At 62.3% G+C, this 14,618-nt stretch carries 11 protein-coding genes; 10 read left to right on the top strand and 1 reads right to left on the bottom strand.

The features are described from left to right. Positions 1-5: 5 nt before the first annotated feature. The 10 genes from C5F71_RS09580 (at position 6) to trpE (ending at position 12,398) form a co-directional block, all read left to right on the top strand. Complete coding sequence (locus C5F71_RS09580; protein ID WP_177410428.1) at positions 6-2,399, top strand: PAS domain S-box protein; 2,394 nt, start codon at positions 6-8, stop codon at positions 2,397-2,399. A 136-nt stretch (positions 2,400-2,535) separates the two neighbouring features. Continuing rightward, a complete protein-coding gene (locus C5F71_RS09575; protein ID WP_029296794.1) occupies positions 2,536-3,165 on the top strand; it encodes a response regulator transcription factor in 630 nt (209 codons plus the stop codon). A gap of 291 nt (positions 3,166-3,456) precedes the next feature. Next, positions 3,457-4,569, top strand: a complete 1,113-nt coding sequence (locus C5F71_RS09570) for an ABC transporter ATP-binding protein (protein WP_104911018.1) — start codon at positions 3,457-3,459, stop codon at positions 4,567-4,569. Positions 4,570-4,615: 46 nt separating this feature from the next. After that, on the top strand, positions 4,616-5,656 hold the full coding sequence (locus C5F71_RS09565) for an ABC transporter substrate-binding protein (RefSeq protein ID WP_104911017.1): 1,041 nt from the start codon (positions 4,616-4,618) through the stop codon (positions 5,654-5,656). A 165-nt stretch (positions 5,657-5,821) separates the two neighbouring features. After that, positions 5,822-7,069, top strand: coding sequence for an ABC transporter permease (locus C5F71_RS09560; protein WP_029296786.1), 1,248 nt, complete (start codon positions 5,822-5,824; stop codon positions 7,067-7,069). 12 nt (positions 7,070-7,081) lie between these two features. Further along, the gene (locus tag C5F71_RS09555; RefSeq protein WP_092239453.1) at positions 7,082-7,909 is read left to right on the top strand and encodes an ABC transporter permease; all 828 of its coding nucleotides are present in this window, start codon (positions 7,082-7,084) and stop codon (positions 7,907-7,909) included. A gap of 216 nt (positions 7,910-8,125) precedes the next feature. Further along, positions 8,126-9,274: an iron-containing alcohol dehydrogenase gene (locus C5F71_RS09550; protein WP_029296779.1), complete on the top strand. Its 1,149-nt coding sequence runs from the start codon at positions 8,126-8,128 to the stop codon at positions 9,272-9,274. An 84-nt stretch (positions 9,275-9,358) separates the two neighbouring features. Next, on the top strand, positions 9,359-10,033 hold the full coding sequence (rpe, locus tag C5F71_RS09545; RefSeq protein WP_029296776.1) for a ribulose-phosphate 3-epimerase: 675 nt from the start codon (positions 9,359-9,361) through the stop codon (positions 10,031-10,033). Beyond that, positions 10,030-10,848 (top strand): phosphoglycolate phosphatase, encoded by an 819-nt coding sequence (locus C5F71_RS09540; RefSeq protein ID WP_029296774.1) that lies wholly within the window; start codon positions 10,030-10,032, stop codon positions 10,846-10,848. Before rpe ends, C5F71_RS09540 begins: the two co-directional genes overlap by 4 nt. A 68-nt stretch (positions 10,849-10,916) precedes the next feature. Continuing rightward, complete coding sequence (gene trpE / locus C5F71_RS09535) at positions 10,917-12,398, top strand: anthranilate synthase component I (protein ID WP_029296771.1); 1,482 nt, start codon at positions 10,917-10,919, stop codon at positions 12,396-12,398. A 181-nt stretch (positions 12,399-12,579) separates the two neighbouring features. On the opposite strand, the gene estP is transcribed toward trpE, so the two are convergent. Continuing rightward, positions 12,580-14,502: an esterase EstP gene (gene estP / locus C5F71_RS09530; RefSeq protein WP_104911016.1), complete on the bottom strand. Its 1,923-nt coding sequence runs from the start codon at positions 14,500-14,502 to the stop codon at positions 12,580-12,582. Between the last annotated feature and the right edge of the window lie 116 nt (positions 14,503-14,618).

Raw genomic sequence — 14,618 nt, 5'->3', positions numbered from 1 at the left:
GAATGATGATTTTTCGCTGTCTGCTGGTTATCGGCTATCTGTGCTTTCCCTTGATGGCGAGTGCCGCGCCTGCTTCCGTGGTGCCGCCGGCGGTGCTCAGTGCCCAGCAGCGCGAGTGGCTGGCGCAGCACCCGCAACTGCGGGTCGGTGTGGTGTTGCAGGCACCCTACGCACAATACGACCGGCGCCTGCAGCGCTTGTCCGGGGCCAATGTCGAGCTGATGCAGGCGCTGGCCAAGGCGCTGAATATCGAACTGACCTGGCGCAACTTCCCCACGCAAGAGCAGTTGGAGGACGCCTTGCGTGAGGACGCGGTCGACCTCGCGCCTGGCCTGCTGCAAACCCCGGCCGGCCTGCGCCTCTGGCTGTTTTCCGACCCCTATATGCGTGTGCCCCAGCACATCGTGGGTATCCGTGACGGCAGCGGCGCAGTGGACCTGGAAAAGCTCGACGAACACTCGCGGGTTGCGGTGCGCATGCCCAGTGCCGTGGCCGAATACCTGCGCAGCAATTACCCCAACCTGAACCTGCAAGGCGTGCCCCTGGAGCGCCAGGCCCTGCAATTGTTGGTCAGCCAGCAGGCGCGCTATGCGGTGATCGATGAGGCGCAGTTGAGTCGGTTGTCGGTCGAGCCCGAATTCGCCGGCCTGGCGGTGGTCGGTGATATTGGCCTGCCGCAACTGCTGCGGGTGGCCACGCGGCGTGACTGGCCACCCTTGGCGGACATTGTCGAGAGCGGCCTGCGGGCCATTCCCGCCCGTGAGTTGGAGCAATTGCACGCCCGTTGGCTGCAACCCAAATATCCGCGGCTCTCGGAGTCACCGGGGTTCTGGCAAAACCTCAGCCTGCTGCTGGGCCTGCTGTTGCTCGCGTGCCTGGCGATCGCTGTATGGCAGCGTCGGCAAAAACATGCCCTGGAGCACCAGTTGCTGGCCGCCCGTGAGGAAAGCGCGGCCCGTGCCGCCGGCGCCGAAGCGTTGCGCCTGACCCAGTTTTCCATCGACCAAAGCACCGTCGGTATCCTCTGGGTCAATTGGGACAGCCATGTGCGCTATGCTAACGTCGCCGCCGAAGCCATGCTCGGCTACGCCCCTGGCGCGCTGATCGAGCGCCCGTTGATCGAGTTCGAACCCAACCTGAGCATGGACCGCTGGCTGAACCTGTGGAAACGCGCGCGTGCCAGCGAAGACGGCCCCCAGAGCTTCGCCACCCAGTGCCTGCGTGCGGATGGCAGCCTGTTGCCCACGGATGTGTCCCTGAGTTTCCTGCGCTTTGCCGGCGGTGAGTACCTGGTGGTGTACCTCAACGACGTCACCGAACGGCGCCGGGCACTGGCTGCGCTGCAGGAAAGTGAAGCGCGCCTGCAAGGCATCGCCGCCAACGTGCCAGGGCTGGTGTTTCGCCTGGAGCGCCTGCCGTCGAGCGCGGCCATCGACTTTGCGTATATCAGCGAAGGCAGCGAGCGCCTGGTGGGCTACTCGCCGTCCGTGCTCAGCCATCGCGATGTGGGGATTCGCAGCCTGGTACACCCCGATGACCGCGCCAGTTACCACCAGACCCAGGACCAGGCCATCGACAGCGAGAGTAACTGGTCGTGGCAGGGCCGCATCCTCACTCGCCAGGGCGAGCAGCGCTGGGCCGAGATCAAGGCCGTTACCCGGCGCCTGGAGGATGGTGCGGTGGTCTGGGACGGGATCGTTTGGGACATCAGCGACAGCAAGCGAATTGAATTGGAACTGGATGCCTCGCGTGCGCAACTGCGCGAGCTGTCAGCCCACCTGGAGACGGTGCGCGAGGAAGAGAAGGCGCGGATTGCCCGCGAAGTCCACGATGAGCTGGGGCAGATGCTCACGGTGCTGAAACTGGAAACCTCCATGTGCGAGCTGGCCTACGCGCAACTGGACCCCGGCCTGCACGAGCGCCTGAACAGCATGAAGCGCCTGATCGCCCAGTTGTTTCAACTGGTGCGCGATGTGGCCACCGCGCTGCGCCCGCCGATTCTCGACGCAGGGATTGCCTCGGCCATTGAATGGCAAGCGCGGCGCTTTGAGGCGCGCACGCAGATCCCTTGCCTGGTGCAGGTGCCAGATAACCTTCCGGCATTGAGCGACGCCAAGGCCATTGGCCTGTTCCGCATCCTGCAAGAGGCGCTGACCAATGTCATGCGCCATGCCCAGGCGCATACTGTGGAACTGACCCTGGCGGTGGAGGGCGCCAATCTGCGGCTGACCATCAGCGACGATGGCGCAGGCTTTGTCGCCGCGCCGGGGCGGCCGGTGTCGTTTGGCCTGGTGGGCATGCGCGAGCGGGTGCTGATCATGGGCGGGCAGTTGAGCCTGGACAGCGAGCTGGGGGAGGGCACCACCCTGAGCGTGACGGTGCCGTTGGATGCGCCCTAGGCCCCATGTGTGCGGGCTTGCCCGCGATGGCGGTGTCACAGTCAGCGGATGCATGGGCTGCTAAACCGCCTTCGCGAGCAAGCCCGCTCCCACATTTTGAATATCGGCGTTTAATCGTTATAGAGAGGAAAGTCCTGTGATCCGCGTATTGGTAGCCGAAGACCACACCATCGTCCGTGAAGGCATCAAGCAGTTGATCGGCCTGGCCAAGGATCTGCTGGTGGTGGGCGAGGCGGGGAATGGCGAACAGCTGTTGGAAGCCTTGCGCCATACACCATGCGAGGTCGTGTTGCTGGATATCTCGATGCCTGGGGTCAATGGCCTGGAAGCGATTGCACGGATTCGCGCGCTGAACAATCCGCCGGCGATCCTGGTGCTGTCGATGCATGACGAAGCGCAAATGGCTGCCCGGGCGTTGAAGGTCGGCGCGGCGGGGTACGCGACCAAGGACAGTGATCCGGCGCTGCTGTTGACGGCGATTCGCAAGGTGGCTGCGGGCGGGCGCTATATCGACCCGGACCTGGCCGACCGCATGGTGTTCGAAGTCGGCCTCACCGATGCCCGGCCCTTGCATTCGCTATTGTCCGAGCGTGAATTCTCGGTGTTCGAGCGTTTGGCCCAGGGCGCCAATGTCAACGATATCGCCCAGCAACTGGCCCTGAGCAGCAAGACCATCAGCACCCACAAGGCGCGGTTGATGCAAAAGCTCAACATCACCTCCCTGGCAGAACTGGTGAAGTACGCGATGGAGCACAAACTCCTGTAGGCGCCCGGCTTGCCGGTGGTGGCTATCGTTAGGGCGCCATCGCCGGCAAGCCGGGCTCCTACAGGGAGGCGTATCTATTTGCGACACCCCGGCAGCACCCCGCAGCCCATGCCTGCGGCTTGTCGCGTCCTCCTGGCCGCTCAACTGTCCCATGCCCGCCATCCGTGTAGGGCAATCCCTACCCCGAACCTTCCACCGCGCTGATGCCAATCTCTCTTGCGCCCCGATTTTCGTGGGCTGGCGCCTGGACTACGCTTGCTCCACAGCAGTCCAAAACACAAAGGTGCGGGTATGAGCGAGGTGGATTCAAATGATGTGCTGGTCAGCTTTCGTGGTGTGCAGAAGAGCTACGACGGCGAGAACCTGATCGTCAAAGACCTCAACCTGGACATTCGCAAAGGCGAGTTCCTTACCCTGCTGGGCCCGTCCGGCTCGGGCAAGACCACCAGCCTGATGATGCTGGCGGGCTTTGAAACGCCGACCGCCGGGGAAATCCTCCTGGCCGGACGCTCGATCAACAACGTGCCGCCGCACAAGCGTGACATTGGCATGGTGTTCCAGAACTACGCGCTGTTCCCGCACATGACCGTGGCCGAGAACCTGGCGTTCCCCCTGACAGTCCGGGGTTTGAGCAAGACCGATGTCAGTGAGCGGGTCAAGCGCGTGCTGAGCATGGTGCAACTCGACGCCTTCGCCCAGCGCTACCCCGCGCAACTTTCCGGTGGCCAGCAACAACGGGTCGCGCTGGCCCGTGCATTGGTATTCGAACCGCAGTTGGTGTTGATGGACGAACCCCTCGGCGCCCTCGATAAACAGCTGCGTGAGCACATGCAGATGGAGATCAAGCACCTGCACCAGCGCCTCGGCGTGACCGTGGTCTACGTGACCCACGACCAGGGTGAAGCGCTGACCATGTCCGACCGCGTGGCGGTGTTCCATCAGGGCGAGATCCAGCAGATCGCACCGCCGCGCACCTTGTATGAAGAGCCGAAAAACACCTTCGTCGCCAACTTTATCGGTGAGAACAACCGCCTTAACGGCCGCCTGCACAGCCACGCCGGTGAGCGTTGCGTGGTCGAGTTGGCGCGGGGCGAAAAGGTCGAGGCGCTGGCGGTCAATGTCGGGCAGATCGGCGGCCCGGTGACCCTGTCGGTGCGCCCGGAACGGGTCAGCCTCAATGGCTCCAGCGAAAGCTGCAGCAACCGTTTCTCGGGCCGGGTGGCCGAATTCATCTACCTGGGCGATCACGTACGTGTGCGCCTGGAAGTCTGCGGCAAGGCTGATTTCTTTGTGAAACAACCGATCGCCGAGCTGGACCCGGCACTGACGGTCGGCGATGTGGTTCCGATTGGCTGGCAAGTCGAGCACGTTCGCGCACTCGACCCACTTCTAGAGGCGAATTGATCGCCCCCTTGGCTTCACCCAACCCTGCACGTGGAGAGAACAATAAATGTTGAGATCCCTGAAATTGACCGCCCTGGCCATTGGCCTGGCGGGTGCTTCACAGGTCATGGCAGGTCCCGACCTGACGGTGGTGTCGTTTGGCGGCGCTAACAAGGCGGCCCAGGTCAAGGCTTTCTATACCCCGTGGGAAAGCGCGGGCAACGGCAAGATCATCGCCGGCGAGTACAACGGCGAGATGGCCAAGGTCAAAGCCATGGTCGACACCAAGAGCGTGTCCTGGGACCTGGTGGAAGTCGAGTCGCCGGAACTGTCCCGTGGCTGTGACGAAGACATGTTCGAACCGCTGGACCCGAAACTGTTCGGCAACCCCGACGATTATGTGAAAGGCGCGATCCAATCCTGCGGCGTGGGGTTCTTTGTGTGGTCCACAATAATGGCCTACAACGCCGACAAACTGAAGACTGCGCCCACCAGTTGGGCAGACTTCTGGGACACCAAGAACTTCCCGGGCAAGCGTGGCCTGCGCAAGGGCGCCAAATACACCCTGGAGTTCGCCCTGATGGCCGACGGCGTGGCGCCCAAGGATGTCTACAAAGTGCTGGCCAGCAAAGACGGCCAGGACCGCGCCTTCAAGAAACTCGATGAACTCAAACCGTCGATCCAGTGGTGGGAAGCCGGCGCACAACCGCCGCAGTACCTGGCCTCGGGTGATGTGGTCATGAGCTCGGCCTACAACGGCCGGATTGCTGCGGTACAGAAAGAAAGCAACCTGAAGGTGGTGTGGAACGGCGGTATCTATGATTTCGATGCCTGGGCGATCCCCAAGGGCCTGAGCAAGGAACGCGCAGACGTGGCGAAGAAATTCATCGCCTTCTCGGTCGCCCCGCAACAACAGAAAATCTACTCCGAAAACATCGCCTACGGCCCGGCCAACACCCAAGCCGTGCCGCTGCTGGCCAAGGACGTCCTCAAGGATATGCCGACCACCCCGGAAAACATCGCCAACCAGGTGCAGATCGATGTGAGCTTCTGGGCGGATAACGGCGAGCAGTTGGAGCAGCGCTTCAATTCCTGGGCCGCCAAGTAATAAGCCGCGTCACATAACCCATTGTGGGAGCGGCCTTGCTCGCGATGGCGGTGTATCAGTTACACATGAGTCAACTGACAGGCCGCCATCGCGAGCAAGCCCGCTCCCACAGGGGATCTGCGTTGTTCAGCAGATTGCATTTATTTTCGTTACCCGGAGTTTGCCATGGCCATCGCCGTTCCCTCGAACGAGGTCACCACCCCCAGCTTGAAGCAGCGCCTGGCGCGTGCCGAGCGGCTTAACCGCTGGAAGGCCCAGGCGCTGATCGCGCCACTGGTGGTGTTTTTGCTGCTGGTGTTCCTGGTGCCCATCGTCGCGCTGCTCTACAAAAGCGTCGGTAACCCGGAGGTGGTCGCCGGCCTGCCGCGCACCGTGGTGGCGGTGACGGCCTGGGATGGTCGTGGCTTGCCCGGCGAGCCGGTGTACCAGGCCATCAGCGAGGACCTTGGCGAAGCCCGCAAAAACCAGACCCTGGGCGATCTGTCCAAGCGCCTGAACATGGAACTGGCGGGCTATCGCAGCCTGCTGACCAAAACCGCGCGGGCGCTGCCGTTCAGCGAAGTGCCGGCCTCTTATAAAGAAGCGTTGGAAAACCTCGACGAACGCTGGGGCGACCCCGCGTACTGGCAGGCAATCCGCCGCAATACCAGCAGCCTGACGCCTTACTACCTGCTGGCGGCGGTCGATCATCGGATCGACGACCTGGGCGAAGTCGCCCCGGCCACGCCGGACCAGGCGATCTACCTCGATATCTTCGCCCGCACCTTCTGGATGGGCCTGGTGATTACCGTGTGCTGCCTGTTGCTGGCCTATCCGCTGGCGTACCTGCTGGCCAACCTGCCGGCGCGGCAGAGCAACCTGTTGATGATCCTGGTGCTGCTGCCCTTCTGGACCTCGGTGCTGGTGCGGGTCGCCGCGTGGATTGTGTTGCTGCAGTCCGGTGGCTTGATCAACGGCGCGCTGATGAGCATGGGCATCATCGATAAGCCCCTGGAGTTGGTGTTCAACCGGCTTGGGGTCTACATCTCCATGGTGCATATCCTGCTGCCGTTCATGATTTTGCCGATCTACAGCGTAATGAAGGGTATTTCACCGACCTATATGCGCGCGGCGATTTCCCTGGGCTGTCATCCGTTTGCCAGTTTCTGGCGGGTGTACTTCCCGCAAACCTATGCGGGCGTCGGTGCCGGTTGCCTGTTGGTGTTCATCCTGGCGATTGGTTACTACATCACCCCGGCGCTGCTGGGCAGCCCGAACGACCAGATGGTCAGCTACTTCGTGGCGTTCTACACCAACACCAGCATCAACTGGGGCATGGCCACCGCGCTGGGCGGCTTGCTGCTGCTGGCGACCGTGGTGCTGTACCTGATCTACAACTGGCTGGTGGGCGCCAGCCGCCTGCGCCTGAGCTGAGGAGCGCCTGATATGTCCAGCAGTCCTTACATGTCACCCATCGAACGGGTGTGGTTCTACAGCTTGCGGATCCTCTGCGGCCTGATCCTGTTGTTCCTGATCCTGCCGGTGTTGGTGATTATCCCGCTGTCATTCAACTCCGCAAGTTTCCTGGTGTACCCGTTGCAGGGGTTTTCGCTGCACTGGTACCAGGACTTCTTCGCCTCGGCGGAATGGATGCGCGCCTTGAAGAACAGCATCATCGTCGCCCCGGCAGCGACGGTGCTGGCGATGGTATTCGGTACGCTGGCGGCCATCGGCCTGACCCGTGGCCATTTCCCCGGCAAGGCGCTGGTGATGGCCCTGGTGATTTCGCCGATGGTGGTGCCCGTGGTGATTATCGGCGTGGCCAGTTATCTGTTCTTTGCCCCGCTGGGATTGGGCAACAGCTTCTTTTCGCTGATCGTGGTGCATGCGGTGTTGGGCGTGCCCTTTGTGATCATCACGGTGTCGGCGACCTTGCAGGGGTTCAACCATAACCTGGTGCGCGCGGCGGCCAGCCTGGGAGCATCGCCGTTGACCGCCTTTCGCCGGGTGACCTTGCCGTTGATTGCGCCGGGGGTTATTTCCGGGGCGCTGTTTGCCTTTGCCACGTCGTTCGATGAGGTGGTGGTGACGCTATTCCTCGCCGGGCCCGAGCAAGCGACTTTGCCACGGCAGATGTTCAGCGGCATCCGTGAAAACCTCAGCCCGACCATTGCCGCGGCGGCGACCTTGTTGATCGCCTTCTCGGTGGTATTGCTGCTGACCCTGGAATGGCTGCGTGGGCGCAGTGAAAAACTGCGCACCGCGCAGGTCTGACTGCTGAAACCCGATCACCTGTGGGAGCTGGCTTGCCCGCGATGGCATCACCTCGGTACACCTGAGACGCCGGGCCGATACCATCGCAGGCAAGCCACCTCCTACAGTGACCGTGCCTGCCTGGAGTCATCCGACCATTCAGCCGCTGAATGGCAGACAACCCATATTCCCCAGCTATTCTTGTGCCAGCCCCCCAACTTATAAGAGGCCGCGCACATGAGTACCTCCTCATTCAAGATCGCCCATAAATTGCTCACCGGCCCAGGCGCCATTGAACAATTGGCCGCCGAGCTGACCCGGCTGGATATCGATAACCCGCTGATCGTCACCGATGCCGCGCTGGTCAAGTCCGGTACGGTGCAACTGGCGTTGGCGCAGTTGGGTGATCGTCCCTATGAGATTTTCGACCGGGTGTTGCCCGACCCGGAGATCGCCATTGTCGAAGACTGCATGCAGGTCTACCGCGAAGGCGGGCATGACGGCCTGATCGGTGTGGGCGGTGGCAGTGCCATTGATATCGCCAAGAGTGTTGCCGCCTATGCCGGTTATCACGGCGCCCTCGCGGATTTGTTCGGCGTGGACCAGGTGCCGCGCAAGGGACCGCCGCTGATTGCGATTCCCACCACGGCCGGCACCGGTTCGGAAGTGACCAATGTGGCGATTCTTTCAGACAAGGCCGCGCAATTGAAAAAAGGCATCGTCAGCGACTATCTGCTGCCGGATGTCGCGCTGATCAGCCCGCAAATGACCCTGACCTGCCCGCGCAGTGTCACGGCGGCCAGTGGCGTGGATGCCCTGGTGCATGCCATCGAGTCCTATCTGTCGCTGAACGCCTCGCCGATCACCGATGCCCTGGCCATCGGTGCGATCAAGTTGATTGCCAAGGCCTTGCCCAAGGCTTATGCCAACCCGGCCAACCTGCAGGCGCGTGACGATATGGCCACCGCCAGCCTGATGGCCGGCATGGCGTTCGGTAATGCCGGGGTGGGCGCGGTGCATGCGCTGGCCTATCCGTTGGGCGGGCGCTTCAATATTGCCCATGGGGTGAGCAACGCGTTGCTGCTGCCCTACGTGATGCACTGGAACAAGCTGGCCTGTGTCGAGCGCATGCAGGATATTGCCCAGGCCATGGGCGTGAATGTCAGCGCTTTGAGTCTCAACGACGCTGCCGACCAGGCGGTGGAGGCGATGACGCGGCTATGTGCCGCAGTGGAGATCCCCCAGGGCCTGCGCAGCTTCGGCGTGCCGGAGGAGGCGATCCCGGCCATGGCGGTAGAGGCAGCGGGAATCGAGCGGCTGATGCGCAACAACCCGCGCAAGCTCAGTGCGGCGGATATCGAGAAAATCTACCGCGCCGCCTATTAGCCATTGAGTCAGGTCACGGTGCGCGCAGCAAAGCATGAGGTATACAATGCGCGCCATCGTGATTTAGCTCAGAAAAGGTGCGTCATGCAGCCCTTCGTTATTGCTCCATCGATCCTCTCCGCCGACTTCGCCCGCCTGGGTGAGGAAGTGGACAACGTGTTGGCCGCCGGTGCCGACTTCGTGCACTTCGATGTCATGGACAACCACTATGTGCCGAACCTGACCATCGGCCCGATGGTCTGTGCAGCGCTGCGCAAATACGGCGTGACCGCGCCGATTGACGTGCACCTGATGGTCAGCCCGGTGGATCGCATCATCGGCGACTTCATTGAAGCCGGCGCGACCTACATCACCTTCCACCCGGAAGCCACGCTGCACATCGACCGTTCCCTGCAGTTGATCCGCGAAGGCGGTTGCAAGGCCGGGCTGGTGTTCAACCCGGCGACGCCGCTGGACACGCTCAAGTACGTGATGGACAAGGTCGACATGGTCTTGCTGATGAGCGTCAACCCAGGCTTTGGCGGGCAGAAGTTCATCCCCGGCACCCTCGACAAGCTGCGTGAAGCCCGCGCGCTGATCGATGCCTCTGGCCGCGATATCCGCCTGGAGATCGACGGGGGGGTCAACGTCAACAACATCCGTGACATCGCGGCGGCGGGCGCCGACACCTTCGTCGCCGGCTCGGCGATCTTCAACACCCCTGACTATCAGGCGGTGATCGCCAAGATGCGTGCAGAACTGGCGCTGGCGCGTCCATGAGCGGTTTTGAGCAGTTGTTCCCCGGCAAGTTGCCACGGCTGGTGATGTTTGATCTGGACGGCACCCTGGTCGACTCGGTGCCGGACCTGGCAGTGGCGGTGGACCAGATGCTGCTCAAACTGGGGCGCAAGCCTGTGGGTATCGAGTCGGTGCGCGACTGGGTCGGCAACGGCGTGCAGATGCTGGTGCGCCGGGCCCTGGCCAATCATATCGACGCCCAGGGTGTCGATGACGTGGAGGCCGAGCACGCGCTGGAATTGTTCAACGCCGCCTACGAAGACGGCCACGAACTGACCGTGGTTTACCCCGGCGTACGCGACACCCTCAAGTGGTTGCACAAGCAGGGCGTGGAAATGGCCCTGATCACCAACAAGCCGGAACGCTTCGTTGCGCCGCTGCTGGACCAGATGAAGATCGGCCGGTATTTCCGCTGGATCATCGGTGGCGATACCCTGCCGCAGAAAAAGCCTGATCCGGCGGCGCTGTTCTTCGTGATGAAAATGGCCAACATCCCGGCGTCCCAATCGCTGTTTGTCGGCGATTCGCGCAGTGATGTGCTGGCGGCAAAAGCGGCGGGCGTGCAGTGCGTGGCCCTGAGCTACGGCTATAACCATGGCCGGCCGATTGCTGAAGAGTCGCCGGCGCTGGTGATTGACGACCTGCGACTGCTAATCCCCGGTTGCTTGGGAGCGGGCGCTGAGATAACGTTGCCCGACGCCGTCCCATCCCCTTCTGGAAATCCCATCGTGGTGGTCACTCGCAAACTCTGGATGAAAGTCATCAAGGCCCTGGCCCGCTGGCGTTGGCGCGCCTGACTGATCCTGGCCGCGCTGCGGCACGTTTGCATACCTGACCGTTAGACCCTCACGCCACGAGGCACCTCATGATCCGCGAAGAATTCCTGCGTTTGGCCGCTGCCGGCTACAACCGTATCCCCATGGCCCGGGAAACCCTGGCCGACTTCGATACGCCGCTGTCGATCTACCTGAAGCTGGCCGACGAGCCCAATTCCTACCTGCTGGAATCGGTGCAAGGCGGTGAAAAGTGGGGCCGTTACTCGATCATCGGCCTGCCGTGCCGCACGGTCCTGCGGGTGCATGACTATCACGTCAGCATCACCCATGACGGCGTCGAGATCGAAAGCCACGATGTGCAAGACCCGCTGGCCTTCGTCGAAGCGTTCAAGGCGCGCTACAACGTGCCGACCATCCCTGGCCTGCCGCGCTTCAATGGCGGCCTGGTGGGGTATTTCGGCTACGACTGCGTGCGTTACGTGGAACAGCGCCTGGGCAAATGCCCAAACCCCGATCCTTTGGGGGTGCCGGACATTCTGCTGATGGTTTCCGACGCGGTGGTGGTGTTCGACAACCTGGCCGGCAAGATGCACGCGATCGTCCTCGCCGACCCGGCCCAGGCCGATGCTTTCGAGCAAGGCCAGGCCAGCCTTGAGGCCCTGCTGGACAAGCTGCGCCAGCCGATCACCCCACGTCGCGGCCTGGACCTCAGCCGTCCGCCGGCGGCCGACCCGGTATTTCGCTCCAGCTTTACCCAGGATGACTACGAGCGCGCGGTCGATACCATCAAGGAATACATCCTCGCCGGTGACTGCATGCAAGTGGTGCCGTCGCAACGCATGTCCATCGACTTCAAAGCGGCACCCATCGACCTGTACCGGGCGCTGCGTTGCTTCAACCCTACGCCGTACATGTACTTCTTCAACTTTGGCGACTTCCACGTGGTGGGCAGCTCGCCGGAAGTGTTGGTACGTGTCGAAGATAACCTCATCACCGTGCGCCCGATTGCCGGCACCCGGCCCCGTGGCGCCACCGAAGAGGCCGACCTGGCGCTCGAAGAAGACCTGCTGTCCGACGACAAGGAAATCGCCGAGCACCTGATGCTTATCGACCTGGGGCGTAACGACACCGGGCGCGTTTCGGAAATCGGCTCGGTGAAACTCACCGAGAAAATGGTGATCGAGCGTTATTCCAACGTGATGCACATCGTCTCCAACGTCACGGGCGAGCTGAAGGCAGGGCTGACGGCAATGGACGCGTTGCGCGCGATTCTGCCGGCGGGCACCTTGTCTGGTGCACCGAAGATCCGCGCGATGGAAATCATCGATGAACTGGAGCCGGTCAAGCGCGGTGTCTACGGCGGCGCCGTGGGCTATTTTGCGTGGAATGGCAACATGGACACCGCCATTGCGATCCGCACGGCGGTGATCAAGGATGGCGAATTGCATGTGCAGGCGGGCGGCGGGATTGTTGCCGACTCGGTACCGGCCCTTGAATGGGAAGAGACCCTGAACAAACGCCGGGCGATGTTCCGGGCGGTGGCGTTGGCCGAGCAGAGCCCGCAGGACTAACGGCCGGTCCAGATCTAACTGTGGGGCGGGCTTATGTGGGAGCGGCGGTGCGACGATTCGACTTGCCCGCGATGGCGGTCTGTCAGTCACCGATGTAGTGACTGAACCACCGCTATCGCGGGCAAGTCGAATCGTCGCACCGCCGCTCCCACATGGGTTTTATGTTGTTTTTAAGGCCGTATTAGAAATCCAGGCTTACCCCGACACTGACTCCCTGCTGGGTCAGGCTGTCATCCTTCCTTACGTTATAGGCGGCCCGCAACGCCAGCTCCTGGGTCAACTTGTGGCTGACCCCGAGGCTCAGGCGCTCCGAGTTGCTGCGGGGCGTGTAGCCGTCCAGCTTGAAGTCGATCCCCTGCACGCTGTTGAGCGAAATGTTCACCTTCTGGGTGTCATTCTCGAACTCATGCTCGTGAGCCACTTCGCCAAACACCTGGGTTTGTGGGGTGACTCGGTAGCTGCCTTGCAGGCCAACCCCCAGGCGTTTGGAGTCGCGCTGCTGGTCATCAAAGGTCAGCGCCGTGGAGCGGTTGCCTTTTTCCCCGTAGCCATCGACTTCGACCCGCGCATAGTCGGCGCTGATGAACGGTGACAGGTGCCAGTCGCTGCCGACCCCGGCAATGTCATAACCCACGCGGCCGCTCAAGGCCCAGAGCCAGCCGTCGGTGTCGCCTTTTTCGGAGCCTTCGCTGACGCCCAGGGCGAATTTGCGCTTGAGGCTGTCGAAGTCCAGGCGGCCACCGGTCAGCGCGGCATCGGCCCACCAGTGATTGTGCTGATACTGCGCGAATGCGCTGCCCATGTAGCTGTTGAGCTTGTAGTCCGAGTCGTTGGCGCCGGCTTCCAGGGTCTGGCGATACAAGCCAGCCGCGACGCCGACGCGCCAACTCTCGTCGAGCCGATAGCTGGTGCCGACATTCAGGTTGTAGCCACTGCCGTCGCCACTGGCCGAACTGCGTTGATCATCAAAGTCCAGGCGCTGGCCACCGCCGGCCACAATTGCGCGCCATTGGCCAACGGCCTGCCAGTTGCCATTGTCCGCTTGCCATTGGTTGCGCAGCTCATCCTGGTGGGCACGCAGGGTGCCCTGGGCCATTTCCGGCAGCAAGGTCAGCTCCCAGGGGGCGGCCAGCAGGGAATAGGCGTAGTCGGCGATCAGGCGCTGCCCGGCGACGGTGGGGTGGACCGAGTCGTTGTAGATCAGTTTGGTCGGATCCGGGTTGGTGCCGCCAATGCCGTAGACCGGGTTGGCGGTGCAACTGTTGCCACTGAAGCAGGTGCCGGTAAGGTTCTGCCCGGTCGCCAGGCCAAATCGGCCCGGGTCGGCGAAGGATTCTTGCAACAACAGTGGAATATTCAACGGGATGATCTGGGCATCAATCTGCGACAGGCGTTGTACCAATGCCTGGTTGAAAATATTACTCAGGGCGGAGGTCGCTGCCTGCTGTGGTGTGCCGTTGATGGCAGGTGTCAGGCCCAGGTCGGGTAGCATCCACACCATGATGTAGCGCGCACCGGCTTGTTGCAGGACCTGGGCGCTGTCGGCCAGGCGCCCGCCTGCCGCAACGGCGTCGCCAGGGCTGCCGATGCGCTGTTGCAGGAAGTCATTGCCGCCACCGGACAGAAAGTACAGGGCATTGGGGTCGGCGCGCCCGTCGTTTGCCGGCAGGTAGCCCTGGCGACTGCGCAACACCGTGCCCGCGCCCGCATTGCCGGGTGGGATCGCGGTGTTGGATACCGAGGTGATGGAATCCAGGATGTTGTCGGTCCGGTAACCACCGACCGCCCAGTTGTTGCCGTCAGGCAAGCCTTGCGCCGCGCGAACCGGGGAGGTGGAGGCATTCAGGTCGTTTGGCGCTACGCCCAGTTTCGAGCCCAGCAGGGTTGATGACACCAGGCCATAGTCGCCTTGGAATGTCGGACCGGTACGGTTGGTGAAGCGCAGGCTGGCGCCAGACAACCCGTCGGGGAACTGGCCGGCGTCCGCCAGGCTATCGCCGAAAACGACCATGGTTGAATAAGGTGAAGGTGCTGCAAACGCCTGCGCGCAGGCCAGTGCCAAGAGGCAGCCGGCAAGGGGCGCAACAAAATATGGTCTGAGCATACGAAATTCCATGTGATTGTTTTTGTATCGGAAGTGGAACACTAGCAATGTAGTGGGAGTTGCCTGTGAGGAAAAACGTTTTTTCCTACAAACCCTTGGTCATCGCCCCCGTATTT

This window comes from Pseudomonas sp. LG1D9, from assembly GCF_002949995.1.
Classification (GTDB): Bacteria; Pseudomonadota; Gammaproteobacteria; order Pseudomonadales; family Pseudomonadaceae; genus Aquipseudomonas; species Aquipseudomonas proteolytica.
Note: the sequence above shows the minus strand (reverse complement) of the source record. Positions and strands in the feature narration are given on the sequence as shown.